Source organism: Klebsiella sp. 18074, from assembly GCF_902705905.1.
Lineage (GTDB): Bacteria > Pseudomonadota > Gammaproteobacteria > Enterobacterales > Enterobacteriaceae > Klebsiella > Klebsiella terrigena.
This window is the reverse complement of record NZ_CACSIS010000010.1, coordinates 111409-137886: the sequence shown is the minus strand read 5'-3', so window position 1 is coordinate 137886 and position 26478 is coordinate 111409. Positions and strand designations below refer to the sequence as shown.

General features: G+C 56.3%; 18 protein-coding genes and 1 tRNA gene. 8 read left to right on the top strand and 11 right to left on the bottom strand.

Annotated features, from left to right (window positions below):
• Positions 1–3: 3 nt before the first annotated feature.
• Positions 4–1011, bottom strand: a complete 1008-nt coding sequence (gene yejK, locus GVK32_RS12195; RefSeq protein WP_159866029.1) for a nucleoid-associated protein YejK — start codon at positions 1009–1011, stop codon at positions 4–6.
• A gap of 190 nt (positions 1012–1201) precedes the next feature.
• On the opposite strand from yejK, the gene GVK32_RS12190 reads away from it, so the two are divergent.
• The 4 genes from GVK32_RS12190 to GVK32_RS12175 all read left to right on the top strand — a co-directional run bounded on the left by GVK32_RS12190 (position 1202) and on the right by GVK32_RS12175 (position 4757).
• Complete coding sequence (locus tag GVK32_RS12190) at positions 1202–1429, top strand: YejL family protein (RefSeq protein ID WP_015583825.1); 228 nt, start codon at positions 1202–1204, stop codon at positions 1427–1429.
• A gap of 19 nt (positions 1430–1448) precedes the next feature.
• The gene (gene yejM / locus GVK32_RS12185; protein ID WP_159866026.1) at positions 1449–3209 is read left to right on the top strand and encodes an LPS biosynthesis-modulating metalloenzyme YejM; all 1761 of its coding nucleotides are present in this window, start codon (positions 1449–1451) and stop codon (positions 3207–3209) included.
• Between the two features lie 75 nt (positions 3210–3284).
• Positions 3285–3361, top strand: a tRNA-Pro gene (locus GVK32_RS12180).
• Between the two features lie 286 nt (positions 3362–3647).
• Entirely contained in the window at positions 3648–4757 is a 1110-nt protein-coding gene (locus GVK32_RS12175) for an AI-2E family transporter (RefSeq protein WP_159866023.1), read from the top strand.
• Between the two features lie 95 nt (positions 4758–4852).
• On the opposite strand, the gene GVK32_RS12170 is transcribed toward GVK32_RS12175, so the two are convergent.
• Positions 4853–5275 carry a hypothetical protein gene (locus tag GVK32_RS12170; protein WP_159866020.1) on the bottom strand — a complete coding sequence of 141 codons (423 nt, stop codon included), beginning with the start codon at positions 5273–5275 and terminating at the stop codon, positions 4853–4855.
• A gap of 367 nt (positions 5276–5642) precedes the next feature.
• Between GVK32_RS12170 and eco the strand changes: the two genes are divergently transcribed.
• Complete coding sequence (gene eco / locus GVK32_RS12165; RefSeq protein ID WP_159866017.1) at positions 5643–6134, top strand: serine protease inhibitor ecotin; 492 nt, start codon at positions 5643–5645, stop codon at positions 6132–6134.
• A 46-nt stretch (positions 6135–6180) separates the two neighbouring features.
• On the opposite strand, the gene mqo is transcribed toward eco, so the two are convergent.
• On the bottom strand, positions 6181–7812 hold the full coding sequence (mqo, locus tag GVK32_RS12160; protein ID WP_159866014.1) for a malate dehydrogenase (quinone): 1632 nt from the start codon (positions 7810–7812) through the stop codon (positions 6181–6183).
• 276 nt (positions 7813–8088) lie between these two features.
• Between mqo and GVK32_RS12155 the strand changes: the two genes are divergently transcribed.
• Positions 8089–9336: a SulP family inorganic anion transporter gene (locus tag GVK32_RS12155; RefSeq protein WP_159866011.1), complete on the top strand. Its 1248-nt coding sequence runs from the start codon at positions 8089–8091 to the stop codon at positions 9334–9336.
• Here GVK32_RS12155 and mgtE read toward each other — a convergent pair.
• The 6 genes from mgtE to ompK36 form a co-directional block, all read right to left on the bottom strand.
• Entirely contained in the window at positions 9299–10735 is a 1437-nt protein-coding gene (gene mgtE, locus GVK32_RS12150) for a magnesium transporter (protein ID WP_159866008.1), read from the bottom strand. The genes GVK32_RS12155 and mgtE overlap by 38 nt on opposite strands.
• Positions 10736–10885: 150 nt before the next feature.
• Positions 10886–12529: a multidrug ABC transporter permease/ATP-binding protein gene (locus tag GVK32_RS12145; protein ID WP_159866005.1), complete on the bottom strand. Its 1644-nt coding sequence runs from the start codon at positions 12527–12529 to the stop codon at positions 10886–10888.
• A gap of 74 nt (positions 12530–12603) precedes the next feature.
• Entirely contained in the window at positions 12604–13254 is a 651-nt protein-coding gene (gene alkB, locus GVK32_RS12140) for a DNA oxidative demethylase AlkB (protein ID WP_123709365.1), read from the bottom strand.
• Complete coding sequence (ada, locus tag GVK32_RS12135; protein WP_159866002.1) at positions 13254–14315, bottom strand: bifunctional DNA-binding transcriptional regulator/O6-methylguanine-DNA methyltransferase Ada; 1062 nt, start codon at positions 14313–14315, stop codon at positions 13254–13256. Before ada ends, alkB begins: the two co-directional genes overlap by 1 nt.
• A gap of 72 nt (positions 14316–14387) precedes the next feature.
• The gene (apbE, locus tag GVK32_RS12130; RefSeq protein ID WP_159865999.1) at positions 14388–15440 is read right to left on the bottom strand and encodes an FAD:protein FMN transferase ApbE; all 1053 of its coding nucleotides are present in this window, start codon (positions 15438–15440) and stop codon (positions 14388–14390) included.
• A 101-nt stretch (positions 15441–15541) separates the two neighbouring features.
• Positions 15542–16633, bottom strand: coding sequence for a porin OmpK36 (gene ompK36 / locus GVK32_RS12125; protein ID WP_159865996.1), 1092 nt, complete (start codon positions 16631–16633; stop codon positions 15542–15544).
• A 769-nt stretch (positions 16634–17402) separates the two neighbouring features.
• On the opposite strand from ompK36, the gene rcsD reads away from it, so the two are divergent.
• Positions 17403–20060 carry a phosphotransferase RcsD gene (rcsD, locus tag GVK32_RS12120; RefSeq protein ID WP_159865994.1) on the top strand — a complete coding sequence of 886 codons (2658 nt, stop codon included), beginning with the start codon at positions 17403–17405 and terminating at the stop codon, positions 20058–20060.
• 16 nt (positions 20061–20076) lie between these two features.
• Positions 20077–20727, top strand: a complete 651-nt coding sequence (gene rcsB / locus GVK32_RS12115) for a response regulator transcription factor RcsB (RefSeq protein WP_041146527.1) — start codon at positions 20077–20079, stop codon at positions 20725–20727.
• Positions 20728–20819: 92 nt separating this feature from the next.
• On the opposite strand, the gene rcsC is transcribed toward rcsB, so the two are convergent.
• Positions 20820–23666 carry a two-component system sensor histidine kinase RcsC gene (gene rcsC / locus GVK32_RS12110; RefSeq protein WP_159865991.1) on the bottom strand — a complete coding sequence of 949 codons (2847 nt, stop codon included), beginning with the start codon at positions 23664–23666 and terminating at the stop codon, positions 20820–20822.
• A gap of 153 nt (positions 23667–23819) precedes the next feature.
• Positions 23820–26459 (bottom strand): DNA topoisomerase (ATP-hydrolyzing) subunit A, encoded by a 2640-nt coding sequence (gyrA, locus tag GVK32_RS12105; RefSeq protein WP_041146529.1) that lies wholly within the window; start codon positions 26457–26459, stop codon positions 23820–23822.
• Positions 26460–26478: the final 19 nt, after the last annotated feature.

Here is a 26478-nt window from a genome sequence, read left to right as displayed (position 1 = left end):
GCTTCAGCTGCCGCCGGACGTCCGGCGCTGGAGCTGATCGCGCAGATTCGGCGGCGTGCCCTTAATGGTTAAGGTATCCGTCGCCGGGTCCCAGAACACGCGCTCGCCGAGCAGCATGGCATCAAAGTTGATCGTCAGCCCGCCGCCGCTGCCGGCAAACTTGGTGAGCTGCCGCAGAGTGCTGCGATCCGCCGGGAAGCTCTCTTCCAGCTCATACCCCTGTTCAGCGGTAAACTCCTGGAAACTCTTCTCGCTCACGCCCGCCAGCTCTTTAGAGAGCGATTCGAGCTCGATCTCTTCTCCGGACTGCAGCTGCTCGCTGCAGTAGGCGTAAACCTGCTGACGCACGTTTTGCCGCTCGGACTTATCCAACTGCGCGTCGGCGGCAAAATCATCCACCGCCTGCAGCAGGCCGCGGTTCTGCGCTTTGGCGTTCAGCCCTTCGCTGGCACCGAGGAAATCCATAAAGAAATCGGCGACTTTACGCCCTACCCGACCCTTCAGGAAGGTCAGATAGCGGGTGGATTCCGGGTTCGTCTCCCACTCGGTTAAATCAATGCGCGCCACAATATCGGCATGATTGATGTCCAGGTAGTGGGTGGCGCTGATATCCAGCTCTTCGTTGACGCGCATGCTGCTCAGGTTGTTCAGCACCGCCACCAGCAGATACTCAACCGCCAGATAGCGATACTGGCAAAACAGGACGATCCCGCCCTCGGCGAAGGGATATTTCGCCAGCTCGTCGCGCAGACGACCGGTGGCCGCGCGGCTGAACGGCAGAAAATCCTCTTCGCCTTTGCGCTGCAGGCGCAGCGCCTGTGCCAGCTCGCTCTCTTCATTAAACAGGCCATAGGCCTTGTTTTTTGCACTGTAGACACGATGCAGCTCGGCCATCATCTCTACCACCGTCGCATTCGGCTCCAGCAGCGAATCGCGCAGCACCAGCTCAAGGTTTTGTTCATCACGTTTAATTAACTGATGCAGGGCAATCTGGTCGATATCCAGACTCATGTTAAACTCTCCTTTTAGACCGGGCGGTATTCAACCACCGCCGGGACGGCGACGCAACCGGCGCGTGACTCTTCGGCTAGCGGAGACTCGCGATCCTGCGCGCTTTTGCGCCGTGGCGAAAAAATGCGGAAAAAAAGCTGCTGCTACGGTAATATGTTGCCCTTTCACGAACAAACAGATTTTGACTTTTATGCCGCAATTATCCCGCTATAGTGATGAACACGTCGAACAGCTGCTCAGCGAGCTGACCAACGTGCTGGAAACACACAAAGCCCCCGTTGACCTTTCACTGATGGTGCTAGGCAATATGGTGACCAACCTGATCAATAGTAGCGTCGCGCCGGCGCAGCGTCAGGCGATCGCCCGTTCTTTTGCCCAGGCTCTGCAGTCCTCAATCAACGACGACCCGGCGCACTAAGGATAACCAACAACTTTATATGGTGACTCTTCGTCAGCCCTACCGAGAAAAAGTCTCCCAGATGGTCAGCTGGGGGCACTGGTTCGCCCTGTTCAACATGTTGTTGGCTATGGTGCTCGGCAGCCGCTATCTTTTTGTCGCCGACTGGCCAACGACGCTGGGCGGACGCATTTTTTCGTACGTCAGCCTCGTTGGTCACTTCAGTTTCCTGGTCTTTACCAGCTACGTACTGATCCTCTTTCCGCTGACCTTTGTCGTGATATCACAGCGGCTTATGCGCTTCCTGTCGGTCATTTTGGCCACCGTGGGAATGACGCTGCTGCTGATTGATAGCGAAGTTTTCACCCGCTTCCACCTGCATCTCAACCCTATCGTCTGGGAACTGGTTATCAACCCGGATCAGAACGAGATGGCGCGGGACTGGCAGCTGATGTTTATCAGCGTGCCGATTATCTTCCTGCTGGAAATGCTCTTTGCGACCTGGAGCTGGCAGAAGCTGCGCAGCCTGACGCGTCGCCGCCACTACGCGCGCCCCGTTGCCTGGCTTTTCTTTATCTCTTTTATCAGCAGCCACCTGATCTATATCTGGGCGGATGCTAATTTCTATCGTCCGATTACCATGCAGCGGGCGAACCTGCCGCTCTCCTATCCGATGACCGCGCGCCGCTTCCTTGAGAAACACGGCCTGCTGGATGCGCAGGACTACCAGCGTCGTCTGGTGGAGCAAGGCGCTCCGGAAGCCGTCTCCGTCCAGTATCCGCTGAGCGATCTGCGCTATCGCGACCTCGGCGCCGGCTATAACGTGCTGCTGATTACCGTTGATAACCTGAACTACTCGCGTTTCGAGAAGAATATGCCGGAGCTTGCCAGCTTCGCCAAAGATAGCGTCAACTTTACCCAGCATATGAGCTCAGGCAACAGCACCGATAACGGTATTTTTGGCCTGTTCTACGGCATTTCACCAGGCTATATGGACGGCGTGCTGTCGGCCCGTATTCCGGCCGCGCTGATTACCGCGCTCAACCAGCAGGGCTATCAGCTGGGCCTGTTCTCTTCCGACGGCTTCAGCAGCCCGCTCTATCGCCAGGCGCTGCTGTCGGACTTCTCGCTGCCGGTCGCCAAAACCCAAAGCGATGAGCAGACGGCAAACCAGTGGATTGGCTGGCTGAATCGCTACGCTCAGGATGAAAATCGCTGGTTCTCGTGGATTTCGCTCAACGGCACCTCGCTTGACGACGGCCAGCAGCAGAACTTCGTGCGCCGCTATAGCCGCGCGGCGGGTGATGTCGATACGCAGATTGGCCGGGTGCTCAGCGCCCTTCGCGAGGCGGGCAAGCTGGATAACACGGTGGTTATCGTCACCGCCGGTCACGGCATGCCGCTTAATCCTCAGCACGGCAAGTTTGACTGGTCGAGAGATCAGCTGCAGGTTCCGCTGGTGATTCACTGGCCGGGCATTCCGGCGCAGAATATCGCGACGCTGACCGATAACAAAGACGTGATGACCACGCTGATGCAGCGCCTGCTGCACGTCTCTACCCCGGCGAACGAGTATTCGCAGGGTGAGGACCTGTTTAGCCCTGCGCGCCGCCGCGGCTGGGTCACCGCGGCGAACAGCGATACGCTGGCGGTCACCTCACCGGAAGTCACCGTGGTGTTGAACCACAACGGAACCTACAGCACCTGGAATAGCGACGGTAAGAAGATCGACAATCGCAAACCGCAGCTCAGCCTGCTGCTGCAGATCCTGACGGATGAAAAGCGCTTTATCGCTAACTGATTGATTAATTATGAATCAATTGGTCGTTCCCCGCTTGCATTCGCCAGGAGAACGGGTAATATTACCGCCACGTGTCGGCACGTAGCGCAGCCTGGTAGCGCACCGTCATGGGGTGTCGGGGGTCGGAGGTTCAAATCCTCTCGTGCCGACCAAATCACTCCGAGAAACCAGCCTTTTAAGGCTGGTTTTTTATGCCTGTTTTCGCCAGGGCGTCAACAAGTGAGCCCGGACAATAACCCCACACTTCCTCGCTATTCCTGCGTATCAGAACCTATAAAATATCCCCTGGCCGGTTCTTTGTGCCCGAAAGCTGGCGCGAACCTGCCCGCGGCGCCGCTCTTGAGCCGTAGCGCAAAATAAACTCCGATACCGCTGATTGTAAATAGAGGAATAGCTTCTATCATTCGACTGTATCAGTCATACGCCAGGAAGATAAATATGAGAGTTAATGGAATTACCAAGGGATTTTTTATCCTGATTCTGCTGATAGTCAGCCTTGCCTTTTTTGATGTTCTTTCTCCCTATTACTCAGCCATTCTGTGGGCGGCGATTCTGGCCGTGATCTTCAATCCGGTGAAGAACAAGCTCCGCGCTAAGCTTGGTGAACGTAATGGCCTGGCCTCACTGCTCACCGTGGCGATTATCTGCCTGATTGTCTTCACCCCGCTGGCGATTATTATCTCCTCTCTGGCGCTCGAGCTGAACGTGGTTTACACCAAGCTTGAGCACAATGACACCCAGTTTCCGGCGGTAGTGGCGAGCCTGTTTGCCCATCTCCCGGAGTGGGTCAGAAGCTTCCTCTCTGAGCACAATCTCGACAGCGCCGATCAGATTCAGAAACAGCTCTCAGACGCGGCGCTTAAAGGAGGCCAGTACCTGGCCGGCAGCGCATTTCTGATTGGTAAAGGGACGTTCGGCTTTACCGTTAGCTTTGGCGTCATGCTGTACCTGCTGTTTTTCCTGCTCAAGGATGGCCCATACCTGGTGCTGCTGATCCTCGAATCCCTGCCGCTGTCGAATTACGTTAAGCAGCACCTGTTTGCCAAATTTGCCGCCGTCGCCAGGGCAACCGTGAAGGGTACTGTCGCCGTCGCTCTGGTCCAGGGCATCCTGGGCGGAATTGCCTTCTACGTTGCCGGAATTGACGGCAGCATTTTATGGGGGGCGATCATGGCGTTTCTGTCGCTGATCCCGGCGGTAGGTTCAGCCATCGTCTGGGTTCCCGCGGCCATCTTCCTCTTCGCAACCGATCAGGTATGGCAAGGGGCGTTTGTCGTCGGCTTCTTCGTGATCGTTATCGGGCTAGTGGACAACATCCTTCGTCCGCTGCTGGTAGGTAAAGATACAAAAATGCCGGACTACATGATTCTGATCGCCACCCTCGGGGGAATGGAGATTTACGGTATTAACGGTTTTGTGATCGGTCCGCTGATCGCCGCGCTGTTTATCGCCTGCTGGAATCTGCTCTCAGGCCGCGAACACGCCGGCAATACCGATGAAATTGATGAAGAATTTATCGAGGAAGGCAAGCTACCCCGCGACGAGTAAGCCGTTAGCGGCGCGACGTCAACAGCCTTAGGCGGCTGACAAAAACCAGGAGGAGCCGCCTGCCCCTCCTGGCGTCCGCGGCACGAACCATACTCTTATTTTGCGTAGCCTTTGAAAGTGCCGTTTTCAGTCACCGCTATCTTGCCGTTGGTATAAACAATAAAATTGTACAGCCCCTGCTGGTAGACCGTTGCCTTAGGCTCCTTCTCAATCACCGCCGCCGGTTTACCGTCAACGGTAATGCCGGTACTCGTAGACTTGATCTCCATCCCCGCAAAGTGCTTTACGTTACCCTTAGCGCCTTGTGCGTGCTGTACGGTGCTGGCAGCGTTCTCCATCGCCTGTTTCTCATAGGCGGCGTTAAGGGCTGCTTGTTTATTTTGCTCAGCTAAATAACAGGTATCTTTCGATACGCCTTTGGCTTCACAGCTGGCTAAACGCTGCGCCTCGGAGGTACAGCCCGCTAAGGCTGCCGTCATCCCCAGTACCGCGACCAACATGACTTTATTCACTTTCATCTTTCATCACTCATATAAATAATCTAATTTTAATAACAATTCCGTTTCAATTAATTTCCCTGGTAAATCATTCTAAGCGGTGAATATTACGCGGCGCGACTGAAATAATTTCATGCGAAAATTAAGTTTTTCATTGATGATTATCAATGCTGGTTTCACGAATAAAAGCGTGGTGCGATAAACCTATAAAACCCAGTGGATAATAGTTCTTTAGTTAAGATTAGTTTCAGTAAATTCCTATACACCGAAACAATAAAGCAGCATATCACGCTATTTTATATGCAAATATTGGTAAATAACTCTTACCAATAGCGTAAACAGTGATAGTCTTTTAGCGTTGAAGAACGATAACAAAGGATGATCGATCGTGAAAAAAATCGCTACGTTTGCTGTTTCCCTGCTGACCGTTGCCTGTGTCTCCACCAGCGCACTGGCCGCCGAACAGCCTCTGGAAAAGATTGCGCCCTATCCGCAAGCGGAGAAAGGCATGAAGCGTCAGGTGATCCAGCTGCCGCCGCAGCAGGACGAATCGGCCTATAAAGTTGAGCTGCTGATTGGCCAGACGCTGGAAGTCGACTGCAACCGCCATCGCCTGGGGGGTCAGCTGGAAAGCAAAACCCTGGAAGGCTGGGGCTACGACTATTTCGTCTTTGATAAAGTGACGTCGCCTGTTTCGACCATGATGGCCTGCCCGGACGGGAAGAAGGTGGAGAAGTTTGTCACCGCAGGGCTGGGTGACGCTGGCATGCTGCGTTACAACAGCAGGCTGCCGGTCGTGGTTTACACGCCGGATAACGTACAAGTGAAGTACCGAATCTGGCGAGCAGACGAAACTATCGGTAATGCCGTCGAGCGCTAGCCGCAGAGGATAAGAAACCGGCGGCCAGGGCCGCCGGTTTCGCCTTCTACAGCGCGATATCCGCTATCGGTTTGCTATCCGTCAGCGGTTTCAGCTCTGCCTGAGGGGCTTTATCCGCGACCGAAACCGGCTCATAGCGCAGCTGCAGAACCTCGCTGGTCCACGCCAGCGCCTGCTCAATTGCCGCGGAATTGCCGTCGAGACGCAGGCCATAGGAGGGAACGATCGTTTTCAGCTTCGCCTGCCAGGCGGCTGAATGAACCTTATCCTTAAAGACCGTTTCCATCAGCTGCAGCATAATCGGCGCGGCGGTCGAGGCGCCGGGCGAGGCGCCCAGCAGCGCCGCAACGGTACCGTCATCATCGCTGACCACTTCGGTTCCCAGACGCAGCACGCCCTTCTTACCGTTGCGCTTAATGATCTGCACGCGCTGACCGGCCTGCCACAGGCGCCAGTCGCCTTTATTCGCTTCCGGATAGTATTCGCGCAGCGCCTCGTGGCGATCTTTATCTTTCTGCATCACCTGGCTAATCAGGTATTTCACCAGATCGAAATTATCCAAACCGACGTTGAGCATCGGCAGAATATTTGAGGTGTTGGTCGATGCCAGAAGATCCCACAAAGAGCCGTTTTTCAGGAAACGGGTGGAGAAGGTGGCAAACGGTCCAAACAGCACCACTCGCTTACCGTCAATAATACGCGTATCAATATGCGGCACCGACATCGGCGGCGCCCCAACCTCGGCCTGACCGTAGACTTTTGCCAGGTGGTGGTTAACCACTTCCGGGTTTTCACACACCAGGAACTGGCCGCCAACCGGGAAGCCCGCGTACTCTTTAGCCTGAGGAATACCGGTCTCCTGCAGCAGCGTCAGCGCCGCGCCGCCGGCGCCGATAAAGATAAATTTGGCTTTAATCACCCGCTTCTGGCGACGGTTATTCGCATCCGCCAGGGTGACCGTCCAGCTCTTGTCGGCGTTGCGCTTGAAGCGACGCACAACGGTGCCAAGCTGTAAGGAGAAGTTAGCGTGGGTCTGCAGGCCGGCAATCAGCTGACGGGTAATTTCGCCGTAGTTGACGTCGGTGCCGACCTCGGTACGGGTCGCGGCGACCTTTTGCTGCGGATCGCGCCCTTCCATCACCAGCGGAGCCCACTCTTTAATCTGCTGATGATCTTCGGAATAGCGAATACCGCGGAACAGTTCGCTCTGCTGCAGAGCGGCGTAGCGCGCGCGCAGGAAGTTGACGTTATCTTCGCCCCACACAAAGCTCATGTGCGGTACGCTGTTGATAAATGATTTCGGCTTACTCAGAATGCCGCGCGTGACCTGGTGGGCCCAAAATTGACGAGAGATATGGAAGGATTCGTTGATATCGACCGCTTTGTCGATGTTGATCCCGCTGGCGGTCTGGGGCGTATAGTTCAGCTCCATCAGCGCCGCATGCCCGGTACCCGCGTTATTCCAGCCGTTCGAGCTCTCCTCAGCAACGCTGGACATCTGCTCGACCATGGTAATAGACCAATCCGGCTCCAGTTCCTGCAGCCAGGTTCCCAACGTGGCGCTCATGATGCCGCCGCCAATCAACAGTACATCCGTCTCTTGCTCATGGCGGGTGTTGGTCCGAGGTGTATTTGAACCAACCGCCGGTGAGCTGGGTACGGCCATCTTTTTCTTCATCGAATTTGAGCCTTACTTTACTCGCTTTTTTTATTTAGCGCAGGTGACACGATTATCAGGAATCAAAGTAACACTGAAGATAAAAAATTTAAATATTGTTTAAAATTTAAGTTGAGTTTTGAGATCTGTTATAAAAATGTTTAATAAATGTGTACCACAAATCACATTTTGTACTGGTATAAGCGGCGCGACCGCGCTATCATCCCCCGTTTTGTGACAGACCGCACGCAAGCTCAGGCTTACTCGTCCCGGCTTAAACTAACCTGCGAACTCCCTATGCCTCAGGCTCCAAACCACGCTACATCCGCTTCAACAGGCGCTATTCGCCACGTACTCCGTTCGCCGTCGCTGCTCACGCGAGAGGCTCTGGCCGGCGTTCTGACCGCTCTGGCTCTGATTCCGGAGGTTATCTCCTTCTCAGTGATTGCCGGCGTTGACCCCAAGGTCAGCCTGATTGCGTCCGTTGTGCTGTGTCTGGCGATGTCGGTACTCGGCGGCAGGCCCGCAATGGTTACCGCCGCCGCCGGGTCGGTGGCGCTGGTGATTGGACCGATGGTGCATCAACACGGCGTCGGCTACATCCTGCCCGCCGTCATTTTGGCCGGTATTATTCAAATTTTGTTTGGCTTGGGCGGCATGGCCCGGTTGATGCGCTTTATTCCGCAAGCGGTGATGACCGGCTTCGTCAACGCGCTGGGGATTTTGATCTTTTTCGCCCAGGTTCCCCATTTTTGGAGCAAGCAGCCGCTGATCCTCGGCCTGTTCGTCTTGACGCTGCTGATTGTCCTCTGGGCGCCGCGCTATATTAAAGCAATCCCCGCGCCGCTGATTGCCATCGTGGTGTTAACCCTGTTTACCGTCACCACCGGGCAGCTGCTGCCTACCGTCGGCGATGAGGGCTCAATGAGCGGCGGGCTTCCGGGGTTCACCGCCCTGCTGGTGCCGCTCAATCTCGACACCCTGCAAATTATCTGGCCCTGCGCCCTGAGCATTGCCTTTGTCGGCCTGATGGAGTCGCTGCTGACCGCCAAATTAGTCGATGACCTGACCCAGACGCCGTCCAGCAAAGCGCGCGAGAGCGCCGGGCTGGGCATCGCCAATATTCTTGCCGGGTTCTACGGCGGTATCGCCGGCTGCGCTATGATTGGTCAGACCATTGTTAACGTTGAAATGGGTAAAGGCCGCAGCCGCGTCTCCACCCTCGCCGCCGGCGCGGTGCTGCTGCTTCTGGTCACCGTGTTGAGCGAAGTAATGGCAAAAATTCCGATGGCGGTACTGGCCGGAGTGATGGTCATTGTGGCAGCCAAAACCTTCAGCTGGCACAGCCTTCGTCCGACCGAGCTGAAGCGTAATCCGTGGCCGGAAACGCTGGTCATGCTGGTGACCGTTGCCGCAACGGTAGGCACCAGCAATCTGGCAATTGGCGTTCTGGCAGGCCTGGTGGCGATGGCGCTGATCCCACGCAGGCTGCGCGGCGGGCCGTCGGCTACATCAGAAAAATCGTCGCCAGCCCAAGAAAAATAAAGAATCCACCGGTGTCGGTGATAGCGGTGATCATCACGCTGGAGCCGACCGCCGGATCGCGCCCTAGCTTGACCATCACCATCGGGATAATAACGCCCATCATCGCCGCCATCAGCAGGTTCAGCATCATTGCCAACGTCATCACGCCACCAAGCTGCGGATCGTCGTACAGCCACCAGGTTATGGCGCCCATGATCCCGCCCCACACCAGCCCGTTAATCACCGCAACCCCCATTTCACGCAGGATCAGGAACGAGAAGCTTCCCGGCTGAATGTGCTGCAGCGCCATCGCTCGTACGATCATGGTGATGGTTTGATTTCCGGTATTACCGCCGATCCCGGCGACGATCGGCATCAGCGACGCCAGCGCCACCAGCTGCGAAATCGTATGCTCAAAACCATCAATAACGCGGGAGGCGATAAACGCGGTGCACAAATTCACCGCCAGCCACGCCCAGCGCGTTTTCACCGCTTTGCTCACCGGGGCGAAAACGTCGTCATCGTTGCTCAACCCCCCCATTCGACGTAAATCGTTATCGGTCTCTTCATAAACCACGTCCACGATTTCGTCGATGGTTAGGCGCCCCATCAGCTTGCCGTCGGCATCAATCACCGCGGCGCTCAGCAGGTTGTCACGTTCAAAGGTGCGCGCGACCTTCTCCGCCTCTTCGTGCGGCTGAAAGGTCACCGGATCGCCTTCCATGACTTCTCCTACCCGCTTCTGCGCATCGTTGAGCAGGATGGTCTGCAGCTCCAGCTCGCCAAGCAGCAGCTTGTTGCGGGTGGTGACAAACAGCTTATCGGTGTTTTCCGGCATTTTGCCTAACCGCCGCAGGTAGCGCTGCACCGCGGCAAGCGTCGCCTCCGGGCGAACGGTGATCACCTCAAACTCCATGATCGCGCCGACGGTATTGTCGGCGTAGCGCATCATCTGACGAATACGCGCGCGCCTCTCCGCCGGCAGATCCGCCAGCAGGCGTGCGGTCAGGTCCTGCGGCAGATGCTGCAGGATATAGACCTGCTCATCGATATCCAGGTTTTGCAGCGTAAACAGCAGCTCACGATCGCTCATCTTATCGATGAGGTCGCCCCAGACGCTTTCCGACGCCTCAAGCAGCACTTCACCGCGTTTATCGTCGGCAACCAGCCGCCATAGCGCGTTACGCGCGTCGTAAGGCAGCGCCTCGAGGGCATCGGCAAGATCCGGCGGCGGCAGGTGGGAAACCAGCACTTCCACTTCCGCCAGATCGTCGGCAAGAGTGCCGTCGTCATAGCGCTCAGCCAGCGTTAATTTGCCCAACAGCGAGGAGGTAACGGCCTTATCAGTGCTCAGCAGCCAAATGAGGCGGGCGCGCTCTTCGTCGCGCAATCTGGCGCTTTTTTTATGCAAAACGGACATCGGTCAGGCAATCCTTGTGAGAATAGTTGGCCGACCAGCAGGCCAGGTGCCCTAAGCATAGCGCGAGGAGGGGGAAATAATAACCGCCGGCGGGTTCGTCCGGCGGAAAAATCGGCAATAGCGCCCGCCGTGGGTCGGCAGGCGCGACTTTCAGGCTGTGCGGGAGACCGCATCTCGGGTCGCCAGCTCGCGCTCCAGGCCCGTCAGCTCCGCCAGCTGGCCGGCACGCATCTCCAGCAGGCGATCGGCATGCTGAAAATAGTGATCGTCGTGGCTGATAGCGAAAATAGTTTTACCCATCTGCTGCATCAGCGGCAGCAGCACCTGATAAAACTCGCGGCGGAAGTGCGGATCCTGATCCGCCGCCCACTCATCAAGCAGAATGATATCGCGATCTTCAGCCAGGGCCAGCAGCAGCGCCACGCGCTTTTTCTGCCCCTTGGAGAGCTTCAGATCGAGGATCCTGCCGTTATCCAGCCGCAGCTTATGCGTCATTTTCAGGTACTCCATCCACTGGCTCACCCGCGCAGGATCGGCCGCTTTCCCCTCCGGCCCCAGCAGCTGGTCAAACAGCCAGACATCGGTAAATACCGCCGAGAAGAGCTTACGGTAATCTTCCGGCCGGTCTACCGCCAGCGCCTCGCCGTCCAGCAGGATCTGACCGGAAGCCGGCTGATACAGCCCGGTCAGCAGCATCGCCAGCGTCGATTTGCCGCTGCCGTTGCCGCCGATCAGAAACACCAGCTCGCCGCGTTTCAGGGTCATATTGACAGGCCCGACAGCGAAGCTGTTGTCCGGGTAATGGAAGCAGACGTCGCGCAGCTCCAGGGTTTGCCAGTGCGGATGCGCCTGCGGCTGCGGGAATTCGGCACGGTACGGCGCCAGGGAGAATTTGTGCAGCTTATTGAAGGCAACCTGGGCGCTGAGCAGCGTCGGCAGCGCGCCCACGGCCGAAAGCAGCGGCGTGCGCAGGAACAACAGGGTCAAAGAGTAGGTCGCCGCCACGGCGGTATTCGCCCAGCCGAGACTGTTGGCCATCCAGAACACCAGGCCAATGGCGCCGAGCATCATAATATTCGACCAGTTTACCGCGCTGAGGTGGAAGGTATCGGCGCGGATAATATGGTGACGATACTCGCGTGCGTCCGGCAGATAGAGATGATTAAACACGTATTCGGCGCGCTCGCGATTAAGCGTCAGCTCTTTGCGCCCTTCCAGCACCGTCTGATAGTCGTGGTATAGCTTGTCTTCGGTCTCCCGCAGCGTCGCCATATGCTTATAAACGCGTGATACCAGCATAAATCCGCCCCAGATGGTTATCGCCATCCACAGCGCGGTCACCATCATCATTTTTCCCGACAGCCACGCCAGATAGGCGGCGGAACCAAAGGTCAGGATAATGCCCTGCACCAGTTCGGGCAGGCGCACAAAGGCGATGGTAATGCTGCGTACGTCGCTGGTTAAGCCGGCAAGCAGCGAGGCGCTGCCGATCTTCTCAACCTGCTCAATTTGGGTGTCGAGGATGCGCTTAATGAACTCCCCGCGCAGGCGGAAAACAAAATGGTGCCCAAGGGTCGTCAGCGCCAGCTGTGAGCCCAGCGTCACCGCCATCAGTAGCAGCAGCAGGCCGAGAAACTCCGGCAGCACCGTCAGCGAGGTATCGACAACGGTCATCAGCCGCAGATTGATAAAGGCAATAAGCCCGATCCCTAGCGCCGCGCTGAGCAGGCTCAGGGCAATGACGGAAATAAACGGCCAGCGATACTGGCGCCAAACAAGAAGAAGAAGTTCCATAACAGCAATCCGGGCAAGCAAAACAGCCAGCAGTGTAAACTGCTCGCCGATGACATCAAGAATAATTCTTATTTTTATTCTTTATCGCCTGCCAGCCGAAAGGTGAGGTTGTAACGGCAGGCGCCGGTGTCCGGATGGTCGCCCTCTTTCAACGGCTGAATACCGTGATAAAACAGCCGCGACTCGCCGCCCCAGACCACCACGTCCCCGTGCTCCAGCAGCACTCTGCGCAGCGGATCGCTCCGCTGCAGACCGCCAAACTGGAACACCGCCGGCAGCCCCAGCGATACGGAAACGATCGGCGCACGCAGATCGCGCTCATCCTTATCCTGATGCAGCGAGAGCTTCGCCCCGGGCTGATAGCGGTTGATTAAGCAGGCGTCGGGCACAAAGCCCGCGTAGCCGCAGGCAAGCGCCGCCTGCGCGGCCAGCTCGGAGAATATCGGCGGCATCGGCGGCCAGTCGCGCCCGGTTAGCGGATCGCCGGGAGCATACAGGTAGCCGTGCATATTGGTCGTCCAGCCCAGCGGCCCGCAGTTAGTCATCGCCACCGACATGGTGTAGCCGCCGGGCGTGACCATCTGGCGAAACGGCGAAACGTCGGCAACGCCCAGCAGCGCCTGCAGCAGAGCCGGGGCGCGCTGGCGGGCGAAGCGCCGCAGAATGACGGCCCCGGGCGCCAGTGGTTCCTGCCAGGGGGGCGTATCGGCAAAAAGATCGAGCATTACGACTCCTCGGTTCGTGCTTCCCGGTCCAGCAGCTGCGCTTTGCGAGCGGTTCCCCAGCGATAGCCGGACAGCGCCCCGCCTTCGCGGACCACCCGGTGGCACGGAATGACGATAGCCAGCCGGTTGGCCGCGCAGGCCCCCGCCACCGCCCGGACGGCGCGCGGCTGGCCGATACTTTCGGCAACCTGGCGGTAGCTACGCGTTTCGCCCGCCGGGATCTGGCGCAGGGCCTGCCAGACCCTCTGCTGAAAGGCGGTGCCGCGAATATCCAACGGCAGGTCTATGGTCTGGCGGCTATCGTCAATATGGGCAAAAATCTGCGCCACCCGCGCGGAAAAATGCGCGTCACCGGGCAGAAGCCGGGCGCGAGGAAACAGGCGGCGCAGCTCGTCCAGCGGTGCGTCACCTTCTCCGGGCAATACGGCGCACACTCCGCGCTCGCTTTGCGCCACCAGACAGCGGCCAATCGCGCAGTCGCCGAGCGTGTAGACGATATCGGTTTCATCGCCGCCACGGCGAAACTGGCTGGCGGTCATGCCAAGCACGGCGTCGGCCTGACGATAGTAGCTGCTGCCGTCGGGAAAGCCTGCGGCCAGCACCGCCGGGGTCACTTTTTCCCCTTGCGCCAGAGCGTCCCGTAAACGCCGCGCGCGCCACGCCTGCTGCCAGGCCTTCGGCGTCATGCCGGTGACGGATTTGAATAAGCGGTGGAAGTGGTACGGGCTGACCGCCAGCTCATGGGCCAGCGCCTCGAGGGTGATGGGCGCTTCCTGCTCAAGCAGGCGGCAGGCTCTGGCAACTTTCTCGGCCTTCTGCCGCTGCGGATCGCTTTTGTCCGGCTGACAGCGCTTGCAGGGGCGAAATCCGTCGGCGATGGCGGCCGCCACATCAGGGTAAAAACGGACGTTTTCCCGCAGCGCCCGCCGCGAGCGGCAGGAGGGTCGGCAGCAAACGCCGGTGGTCAGCACGGCAAACACAAACTGACCGTCGGCGCGGGCATCACGATCGCATACCGCCTGCCAGCGGCGGTCATCGGTATCAGCAATAATCGGTTTCATCATCGGCTCCTGCTTTAAGTGTATAGCCAGTCTGATTCATCGCCCGCCGAATAAAACCCGAAATCTTGCTGTTTAATTCTTTTCGCCAACCAGGAAGGTGCGGAACTGCGGCGACATCCAGGTTTTAAACCCCTCCCCCTCTTTGACAATCATATAGACGGCCAGGCCCTGCTCTCTCACCACCTCCTGCGCCTTTTGCGGACCGAGGACCATCAGCCCGGTATCCCAGCCGTCGGCTTCCAGTGCCGTCGGCGCAATCACCGTCACCGAAACCAGTTTATGGTCGATCGGTCTGCCGGTTTGCGGATCGATCACGTGCGAGATCCGTTTGCCATCCAGCTCGTAATAGTTGCGGTAGCTGCCGGAGGTGCTGATACCGTGGCCGTTAATATCGACGATGGCCTGGACGGCGTTTTCACGATCGGTCGGCTTTTGGATCGCCACCCGCCACGGCTGCCCGTCGGCGTTCATCCCTCGGCTAACCAGCGCGCCGCCGACGGAAACCAGATAGCGCGAGATCCCCTCTTGTTCCATCAGGCGCGCTAAGTGATCGGCTGCGTATCCTTCACCTACGGTGGAGAGGTCGACAAACAGATCCGGAATATCTTTTTGCAAAAACTGCTTGTCAGCCTGGTTAATGACCGTCAGATGCTGTAACCCACTGCGCGCTTTTGCCACGGCAATTTGCTGCGCATCCGGCGTTTTTACCGGCTGCTTATCCGGGCCAAAGCCCCAGAGATTGACCAAAGGCCCGACGGTAACATCCATCGCGCCGTGCGTTTTCGCGCCAATACGCAGGGACAGGGTGACGATATCGGCCATCGCTTCGCTGACCTGCCACGGCTCGGTGGAGGTCGCGTGGTTAAATTGCATCAATGCTGAATCGTTTTTCCAGGTGGAAAGCAGGCAATCGTCGGCGTCCAGCTGGGCCTCTATTTTCTGCCGCAGCGCCTGAGCTTTCGCTTGATCAACGTCAATGATGCTGACCCGCCAGAATGTGCCCATGGTTTTGCCGTCCAGCACGGTCGCGGCACTCTTTTGCGCTGCAGGTGAGGTGGCTGAATCACAGCCGGAAAGGAGTACGCAAACGCCAAGCAGCGCGGCGCGGAAAAAAGTGATATCCATACAATCGGTTCCTCTTGCTAAGGCTGCAAGAGTACACCAGCCATCTTAAACGAGGCATAAAAAAAGGCGCCATCGGCGCCTTTTTCAAAACTTCAGCGCGCTTAGAACTGGTAAACCAGGCCCAGAGCTACGATATCGTCGGTAGAGATACCGGCGTTACGAGTGAAGCTGCTGTCGTCCAGCAGGTTGATTTTGTAGTCAACGTAGGTGGACATGTTTTTGTTGAAGTAGTAGGTCGCGCCCACGTCAACATATTTCAGCAGATCCTGGTCGCCGTAACCGTTCAGGTCCTTACCTTTAGACTGCAGGTAAGCCACGGACGGACGCAGACCGAAATCGAACTGGTACTGTGCAGCCACTTCGAAGTTCTGTGCTTTGTTAGCAAAGCCCAGGCTACCAGCGCGAGTTGCGTTGTAGGTCTGAGTGTACTGAGTTGCCAGGTAGATGTTGTTCGCGTCGTATTTCAGACCGCCGGTGTAGGTTTCAGCGTGATCGCCTTCGCCCAGCAGCAGCTGGTTCTGATCGTCGGTACGCTTGGAGTTAGCATACGCGAAACCAGCGCTGATACCGTCGAAGATATCGTAAGTTACGGAAGTACCGAAACCGTCGCCGTTCTGTTTCAGAGCGCCACGACCGTTGTTGGTCGCGCCTTCACCGCTGACGCTGCCGTTTTTACCCTGGTACTGCAGAGCAAAGTTCAGGCCGTCAACCAGACCGAAGAAGTCAGAGTTACGGTAGGTTGCAACGCCGTTAGCACGGGACTGCAGGAAGTTGTCAGAACCGTAGGTGTCGCCGCCGAATTCCGGCAGAACGTCGGTCCAGGAAGTTACGTCGTAAACAACGCCGTAGTTACGACCGTAGTCGAAAGAGCCCGCGTCGCCGAATTTCAGACCGGCAAATGCCAGACGAGTCCATGCCTGATCGCTGGAGCCTTCAGTGTTGTTCGCCTGAACGTTGTATTCCCACTGGCCGTAACCGGTCAGCTGGTCGTTGATCTGGGTTTCGCCTTTCACGCCAATACGCATGTAGGTCTGGTCGCCGTCTACGCTCTTGTCGTCAGAGAAATAGTGCAGACCGTCGATTTTGCCGTACAGGTCTAATTTGTTGCCATCTTTGTTATAAATTTCAGCCGCATTTGCTGCGCCTGCTACCAGCAGAGCCGGTACCAGGAGGGACAGTACTTTAACTTTCATGTTATTAACCCTCTGTTTGTTATATGCCTTTTATTATGCCACTGCTTACTGATTACCCTTCTAATCAGTCGGCTATATTCATTGTGCTGTAAAATGCAGAATAATCCAACAAGAATATGATACGAAAACTTCTAAGGTGTTTCAAAATGCGCACAAGATGTTTCAATTTGTAAATTCAAGGGAACTTTTCGCAACGATGAGAAATCGTAAAATAAGCACCAATAATCAAGAAAATAATTTTTTTCAATTACCATCAGTTAGTTACACGCTGCGTCAGGTATAGCACTGAATGACAAAACAAAATGGTCGCCTGCGACTAGAATAACTCCCGCTATCATCATTAACTTTATTTATTACCGTCATTCAGTTCTGAATGTCTGTTTACCCCTATTTCGACCGGATGCTTCGCATCCGGTTTTTTTTACCCTTCTTTACATAACTCTAATTATACCCGTGCCAGGCGCGATAAAAATAACGGTTATTAATCAAACACTCAGCGTATCAGAAAGTGCTTATCCGGGTAGTTTCTTGTTATTTTGTGCTATTTCGCGCAGGAAATCGGTAAATAACTGTACAGAATCAATTCCGCTGTACATTTTTATTGTCAATGTTCCTTTAAGATAAATCCCAAAGCAAAAAAGCGCCGAAGGCCATTCTGTAGTATGGATTTGATAAATTAGCCTTTATACTGCTTAGCGAATTCACTCTGCTACCAGTTACCTTGGTGCACATCCTGCTTACAAACATTGATGAGTCGCACTGCTACACGATGACCCAGAAAAAATTCACCCTGATGCCTGGCAGCATCACCCGTTTCTTCATTTTAATGGTCATCGTCCTGCTGGCGACGATGAGCGTGACGCTGCAAAGCGCGGTCAACGCCTGGTTAAAAGAGAAAAGCTATCAGGTTGTCGACGTGAGCCATGCGCTGCACAAGCGCATCGATGCATGGCGCTATGCCACCTGGCAAATTTACGACAATATTGCCGCCACCTCTTCCAGCGCCGCCGGCGAGGGTTTACAGGAAACTCGGTTAAAGCAGGATGTCTATTATCTGGAAAAGCCGCGGCGTAAGACCGAGGCGCTGATTTTCGGCTCGCATGACAGCTCAACGCTGGAAATGACGCAAAAAATTTCCAACTATCTCGATATTCTGTGGGGCGCAGAGACCATTCCCTGGTCGATGTACTACCTCAACGGGCTGGATAACAGCCTGATTCTGGTCTCAACTCTGCCGCTCAAAGACCTGTCTTCCAGCTTTAAAGAGTCGACGATTAGCAACGTGGTGGAGTCCCGCCGCGCGGAAATGCTGCTGCAGGCTAACACGCTCGACGAAAGAGAAACCTTCTCGTCGCTGCGCCAGCTTTCATGGCAAAACGGCCACTACTTCACCCTGCGGACCACCTTCAACCAGCCGGGTCATCTGGCCACCGTGGTCGCTTTCGACCTGCCGATTAACGATTTGATCCCGCCGGGCATGACCCTGGACAGCTTCCGCCTTGAGCCTGACCCGTCACAGAACGCAACCGGCAATCCAGATAAAGAAGAGTCTGATAACGTCAGCATCAACTTCAACGGCACGCGGATTGAAATTGTCACCGCCATTAATACCACCGGGATGCGCCTGATCTGGGTGGTGCCATTCAGTACCCTGATGATTGAGTCGCTGCAGAACGTCCTGCTGCCGCTGCTGCTGATTATCGGCCTACTGGCGCTGACCCTGTTTGGCTTCACGACCTTTCGCCACTACAGCGGCCGTAGCCGTCAGACCGGGACGAGCGTCTCCTCTGCCGCCAGCGGCGAGCATCGTACGCTGCGGGCAATAAATGAAGAGATTGTCTCGCTGCTGCCGCTGGGGCTGCTGGTTCACGATTTGGAAGCTAACCGCACGATTATCAGCAACCCCATCGCCGATCATCTGCTGCCGCATCTCAACCTGCAAAATATTACCAACATGGCGGATCAGCATCAGGGCGTGATTCAGGCTACGGTGAACAACGAACTGTATGAGATTCGCCAGTACCGCAGCCAGGTCGCGCCGCGCACGCAGATCTTCATCATCCGCGATCAGGATCGGGAAGTACTGGTGAGTAAAAAGCTCAAGCAGGCCCAGCGCCTGTACGAGAAAAACCAGCAGGGCCGCACCGCGTTTATGCAGCATATTGGCACCGCGCTGAAGCAGCCCGCCCGCAGCCTGGCGGAAGAAGCGGCCGCGCTCGGCATTGCCGAAAGCAGCAGGCTGGCGCAGCACGCGGATGAGCTGGTGCAGCTGGTTGACGAAATTCAGCTGGCAAACCTGTTGGAAAGCGATAGCTGGAAGAGCACGCCGGATCGGTTCTCGATTCAGGAGCTGATCGATGAAGTGGTGCCAGAAGTGCTGCCCGTGATTAAGCGCAAAGGCCTGCAGCTGCTGATTAACAATGCCCTGGCGGCAAATGAGCAACGCTACGGCGACCGCGACGCGCTGCGCCGTACGCTGCTGCTGCTCATTCAGTACGCGGTCACCACCACGCAGATCGGTAAAATCACCCTCGAGGTGAGCAAGGACGAATCCGCAGACGATCGTCTGACCTTTCGCATCCTCGATACCGGCAACGGCGTTTCGGCAAACGAAATCGATAATATGCACTTCCCGTTCCTCAACGATACCCAGGCCGACTTGTACGGTAAAGCCAATGCGCTCACCTTTTGGCTCTGCGACCAGCTGACGCGCAAGCTCGGCGGCCAGATGAACATTAAAGCACGCGAATCTCTGGGCACCCGCTACTCCCTGCACCTCAAAATGCCGGCCGGTGAAGAAGAGAGCGACTCCGGCGAACATCTGCTGGATGACGTGGTGGTATTGCTTGATATTACGGCTAATGAGGTCCGAAAGATTGTCGTGCGTCAGCTTGAAAGCTGGGGAGCAAGCTGCATCACGCCGGATGAGAGGCTGACAAGTCAAGAATACGATCTCTTTTTAACGGATAATCCGTCTAATCTTACTGCTTCTGGCTTGCTTTTAAGCGATGATGAGGTCGGGATACGAAAAATAGGTCCAGGCCAACTGTGCGTCAATTTTAATATCAGCGCGGCCATGCAGGAAGCGATTCTGCAACTGATTGAACAGCAGCTGGCGGAAGAAAACGTGCAACCCTCTCCTCCGGGAAGCGGGAGCAACGCCGAACTGCACGCCAGCGGCTATTATGCGCTATTTGCCGACACGGTTCCGGATGATGTTAAGAGACTGTATACTGAGCTGGCAACAAGCGATTTAGCTGCGCTGGCCCAGACTGCGCACCGCCTTAAAGGGGCGTTTGCTATGCTTAACCTGATACCCGGCAGACAGTTATGTGAAACGCTTGAGCATCTGATTCGCGAAAAAGATGCGCAAAGCATAGAAAAATACATCAGCGACATTGACGTTTACGTCAAGAGCTTGCTGTAGCAAGGTAGCCTAATACATGAATACTATGAACGTAATTATTGCCGATGACCATCCGATCGTACTGTTCGGTATTCGTAAGTCACTCGAGCAAATTGAGTGGGTAAACGTTGTCGGCGAGTTTGAAGACTCCACAGCACTTATCAATAATCTGCCGAAATTAGACGCCCATGTTCTGATTACCGACCTGTCCATGCCAGGCGACAAATACGGCGACGGGATCACGCTGATCAAATACATTAAGCGCCATTTCCCGGATCTGTCGATCATTGTTCTGACCATGAACAATAACCCGGCGATCCTTAGCGCGGTGCTGGATCTGGATATCGAAGGGATCGTGCTGAAACAGGGCGCGCCGACCGATCTGCCGAAGGCGCTGGCAGCGCTGCAGAAAGGCAAAAAATTTACGCCGGAAAGCGTTTCGCGCCTGCTGGAAAAAATCAGCGCCAGCGGTTATGGCGACAAGCGCCTGTCGCCGAAAGAGAGCGAAGTTCTCCGCCTGTTTGCCGAAGGTTTCCTGGTGACCGAGATTGCCAGAAAGCTCAATCGCAGCATTAAAACCATCAGTAGCCAGAAAAAATCGGCCATGATGAAGCTCGGCGTAGAAAACGACATTGCCCTGCTGAACTACCTCTCTTCCGTTTCACTGAGCGCAACCGACAAAGAGTAACGCTCACCTTCCCGGATACGGCGCGACCGTCATGCGCCATATCCGGAGAAACGACCCGCCACTGCCAGGCTGCGCCCGCGAAAATCTCCGCCCTATTCCCTGCTCTTACGCACCCGTGCGGCGTACAGCGTCAAGGTTTGCTTGATAATATCCAGCGTCACCGGTTTAGACAGACAGCTGTCCATACCCGACTCAAGGCAGCGCTGCTTCTCTTCCGCCAGCGCGTTGGCGGTAACCCCGATAACCGGCAGCGTCATTCCCAGTTCGCGAATACGCTGCGTCAGGCGATAGCCGTCCATATTCGGCATGTTGACGTCGCTCAGGACGATATCAATATGCTGCTTGCTCAGGACGCCCAGCGCATCAATCCCGTCGTTCGCCGTTACGCACTGATAGCCCAGCGATCCGAGCTGGTCGGCCAGCAGGCGGCGGTTGATCGGATGATCGTCCACCACCAGAATCATCATGTCATCATGATTGGCCGTCTGCGTTTCCGGCACGGAGAGCGCCGGGCCGTGTTCGGCGCTGGCCACGTCAACGCGCAAGATACGTCCCAGCAGCGGCAGCAGCTCATGCGGCGTCGTGACGCTATGCAGCCACTCTCCCGGCGCGCGCTCCTGCGGAATGCCGATATGCCGGCGGCAGAAAATAATCACCGCCGCCCCGGGCCAGCCGGTATGCGCTTCATCATCGGTGAGCAAAATATCGTCCGCTCCCGGCGCCTCGCCGGCATAGTTTTTTACCTTAACGCCGTGGTGATTCAGCAGCGAGGTGATAAACATCGTCAGAGCGGTGTTGTGAACGGCAAGCCAGCAGCATTTTTCCGCCAGGCCATCGGCAAGCAGCGGCGCACCATTTTGCACGCCATACAGCGGAATGCGGATGGTAAAGCGGCTGCCCATTCCGGGCTCGGTTTCCACGGCAATATCGCCATCCATCATGCTGATGAGCTTCTCGCAAATCGCCAGCCCGAGACCCGTTCCCTGGAAATTTCGCTGAACGCCGGTACCGACCTGGAAGAACGGGTCAAACAGGCGCACCACCTCTTTTGCCGGGATCCCTTCCCCGGTATCGCGCACGCTGATTTGCAGATAGTTGCCGGCGCACTGAACGTGCAGGATGATGCAGCCGGTATCGGTAAATTTGATGGCATTGCTCAACAGGTTAGAAATGACCTGCTGCAGACGCATCGGATCGCCGGACATCAGCTGCGGAACGTCGGGCTCGATAAAGCAGTACAGCCCGAGCTGCTTGCGCACCACCAGCGGCAGATAGTTTGCCGAGATATGGTTCATCACCTCGCGAGGCGAGAACTCGCTCGGCTCGATTTTCAGCTGTTCGGACTCAATTTTCGAGAAATCCAGAATATCGCTGATGATCTTTAGCAGCAGGCTGGACGAGTTGTTCATCGCCGTGACCAGACGATCGACGCCCTTCGGCAGCTCTTTGGTTTGCAGCAGATCGAGGTTGCCGATGATGCCGTACAGCGGCGTGCGCAGCTCGTGGCTCACCGTCGCAAGGAACATCGATTTCGACTGGCTGGCCTGCTCTGCAGCCTGCGCCATCTCCTGCAGCGACTCTTCCATTTTGACGCGGGCGCTGACGTCTACCAGCACGCAGATAGCCACGTTTTCGTTGCGGTAGCGCGAGTGAACGAAGCTGATTTGCAGATTGGTATTATTGCTGGTCAGCACATCGACAAAATTGACCTGCTGGCCGCAGATAATCTGCGTCAGCCTCTGCCGATCCTCATGGGTCAGCATATTGAGGTAGTTATGCGCCAGTTCGTTACTCAGAATATTGGTGCCGTCGAGGGTGCGCAGAATACAGATCCCCACCGGCGCCGAGGCCACGATCTTACGGTTAAACTGCTCGTGCTCCTCGAGGCGCTGGGCGTCATTTTCCGCCGGGATAAAGATCCTCCGCTCGTACATTCGCGCGAGGGCGAAAAGCATCACCCCGGTCAGAATATTGAGCACTATCGCATTGAGGATCAGCATCCGGATGCGCTCGAGGACCTGGTCTACCGATACCGAATATACGATGCTCAGGGAGGATGGCGGCAGGCTCTTCTTCATGGCCAGCTCGCGGAAGCCGGAGGTATAGCCGAACCAGATCCGTTCCTGCATCCAGCGGGCTTCACCCTTGATTTTAGCGTCCGGCCCGGCGAGGGAGATGAGCGGCTGGCCGTTGTCGTCAAGGATAGTGACGCTCATCGGCAAGCTGCCCGGCGTAAAGAAGCTCTCCATGCGAATGGTCTGCTCGACGCCGAGCATCGCCTGCAGGCGGTTAGCTATATAGACCGGCGTCAACGCGTAGAAGTAGCCGACACCGGGACGCACGCCCTGGCTAATCCAGAACAGATTGCTGCCGCGTTCGCTTTGCGGGGCGTCGCGATACTGCTCAATACGCTGGTGCAGCACCTTCAGCGCCTGGTCTCGTTCGAGCGGCATCTCGCGCAGGCCAAAGTTCGCCATGCACAGGTTATCGCTGCCAATTAAAAAGATACGGTTGAGATCGTAAGCCGCGGAGAAATTATCGCGCCAGTAGCGCATAAACCATGCCAGAGACTGCAGCGAATTGCGCCAGGTGCCGCTCATTGCCCCACAATCTGAATCCGGATAGAGCGGTTCGAAGTCCGGAACCGCGATGTCGCCATTTTGCACCGGCGGCGCGTCGCCTTCACGGCCGCCGCCCGGCCGATTGCCGGCAACATACTTCAGCTCTTTAATAACGTCCGCCGTGCGCTGGATGTAGCGCTGCGCCTGATCGGCGTTGAGGTTAAACTCCTGGCGGATCTCCGACTCCCGGTCATGCAGCGCATTAACAATGTAAAATACCGAGACGAAAGCAATCAGCATCCACAGCAGGACCGCCAGCGCCCGGAACAGGTAGCGTGAAACTTTTAGCGTGGTATGAAAAGAAGCAAGATATTTCAATGTGGCGATGCTCGGCCGTCAGGGACTCAACAGAATGGGGTTAAGGTAGCGGTAAACACGTTTTGTCGCAACGTTATACTCTCTGGATCACCCGCGCCGGGCAAATAAAAAGGGCCGGGGATATCCCGGCCCTTTTCGCAACATTACCGCAGATTATTCATCATCTTCGGCGATGTCATCATCAGCTTCAGCGTCGGTTTCTGGCGCGATATCCTCATCGCCTTCCGCCACGCTGCCGTCGATGGCATCCAGCTCTTCGTCATCAACCGGTTCAGCAACGCGCTGCAGGCCGACAACGTTTTCATCTTCCGCAGTACGGATAAGGATCACGCCCTGAGTGTTACGACCCACGATGCTCACTTCCGATACGCGAGTACGCACCAGGGTGCCCGCATCGGTGATCATCATGATCTGATCGCAATCGTCCACCTGTACCGCACCCACCACGGAGCCGTTACGCTCGGTCACTTTGATCGAGATAACGCCCTGAGTAGCGCGGGACTTGGTCGGATACTCATCCGCCGCAGTACGCTTGCCGTAGCCGTTCTGGGTCACGGTGAGGATCGCACCTTCGCCGCGCGGAATGATCAGGGAGACAACTTTATCTTCACCCGCCAGCTTGATACCGCGTACGCCGGTCGCGGTACGGCCCATGGCACGTACTGCGCTCTCTTTAAAGCGCACCACTTTACCGGCAGCAGAGAACAACATCGCTTCGTCTTCGCCGTTCGTCAGATCAACGCCGATCAGCTCGTCGCCTTCGTTCAGATTCACGGCGATAATGCCGGCTGAACGCGGACGGCTAAATTCGGTCAGCGCCGTTTTCTTAACGGTACCGCTCGCGGTCGCCATAAAGACGTTCACGCCCTCTTCGTACTCGCGTACTGGCAGGATGGCGGTAATACGTTCATTGGCTTCCAGCGGCAGCAGGTTGACGATTGGACGTCCACGCGCGCCACGGCTGGCTTCCGGCAGTTGATAAACCTTCATCCAGTAGAGACGACCGCGGCTGGAGAACAGCAGGATCGTATCGTGGGTGTTGGCCACCAGCAGGCGGTCGATAAAGTCTTCTTCTTTAATGCGTGCGGCCGATTTACCTTTGCCACCGCGACGCTGCGCCTCGTAGTCGGTCAGCGGCTGATACTTCACATAGCCCTGGTGAGACAGGGTGACCACCACATCTTCCTGGTTGATCAGATCTTCGATGTTGATATCAGCGGTGTTGGCGGTGATTTCGGTACGACGCTGGTCGCCGAACTGTTCGCGCATCGCTTCCAGTTCTTCACGAATCACTTCCATCAGACGGTCGGCGCTGCCGAGGATATGCAGCAGTTCAGCAATCTGTTCGAGCAGCTCTTTGTATTCGTCGAGCAGTTTTTCATGCTCAAGGCCGGTCAGCTTCTGCAGACGCAGATCCAGAATCGCCTGAGCCTGCTGTTCGGTCAGATAGTATTGACCGTCACGCACGCCGAACTCTGGCTCCAGCCACTCCGGACGCGCGGCATCATCACCGGCGCGTTCCAGCATCGCCGACACGTTGCCCAGATCCCAGGGTCTGGCAACCAGCCCGGCTTTCGCTTCCGCAGGCGTTGGCGCACGGCGGATGAGCTCGATGATCGGGTCGATGTTGGCCAGCGCAATCGCCAGGGCTTCAAGGATGTGCGCACGATCGCGGGCTTTACGCAGCTCGAAAATAGTACGACGGGTGACCACTTCACGGCGGTGACGCACGAACGCGGAAAGAATGTCTTTCAGGTTCATGATCTTCGGCTGGCCGTGGTGCAGCGCAACCATATTGATGCCGAAAGAGGTCTGCAGCTGAGTCAGCGAGTAGAGGTTATTAAGAACCACTTCACCCACCGCATCACGCTTGATCTCAATCACGATGCGCATGCCGTCTTTGTCAGACTCATCGCGCAGCGCGCTGATGCCTTCCAGACGCTTCTCTTTCACCAGCTCGGCCATTTTCTCGATCAGGCGAGCCTTGTTCACCTGATACGGAATTTCATGCACGATGATGGTTTCACGGCCGGTTTTCGCGTCGGTTTCTACCTCAGCGCGGGCGCGAATATAAATTTTACCACGGCCGGTACGGTAGGCTTCCTCGATGCCGCGACGGCCATTGATAATGGCGGCGGTCGGGAAGTCTGGGCCTGGAATGTGTTCCATCAGGCCTTCGACGGAGATGTCCTCATCGTCGATATAGGCCAGGCAGCCGTTAATCACTTCCGTCAGGTTGTGCGGCGGAATGTTGGTCGCCATCCCGACGGCAATACCGGACGAACCGTTTACCAGCAGGTTGGGGATTTTTGTTGGCATGACGTCAGGGATGCGCTCCGTGCCGTCATAGTTATCAACAAAATCAACCGTCTCTTTTTCGAGGTCGGCCATCAGCTCGTGGGCGATTTTCGACATACGGATTTCCGTATAACGCATCGCTGCGGCGGAGTCGCCATCGACAGAACCGAAGTTACCCTGGCCATCGACCAGCATATAACGCAAGGAGAATGGCTGCGCCATACGTACAATGGTGTCATAAACGGCGGTATCACCGTGAGGGTGATATTTACCGATTACGTCACCAACGACACGGGCGGATTTTTTATAGGCTTTGTTCCAGTCATTGCCCAATACGTTCATGGCGTAAAGTACGCGACGGTGTACCGGTTTCAGTCCATCTCGGACATCCGGCAGCGCACGGCCAACAATGACCGACATCGCATAATCCAGATACGAGCTCTTCAGCTCTTCCTCAATGTTGACCGGTGTAATTTCTCTCGCAAGGTCGCTCATCTAACCGCTATCCCTCTAC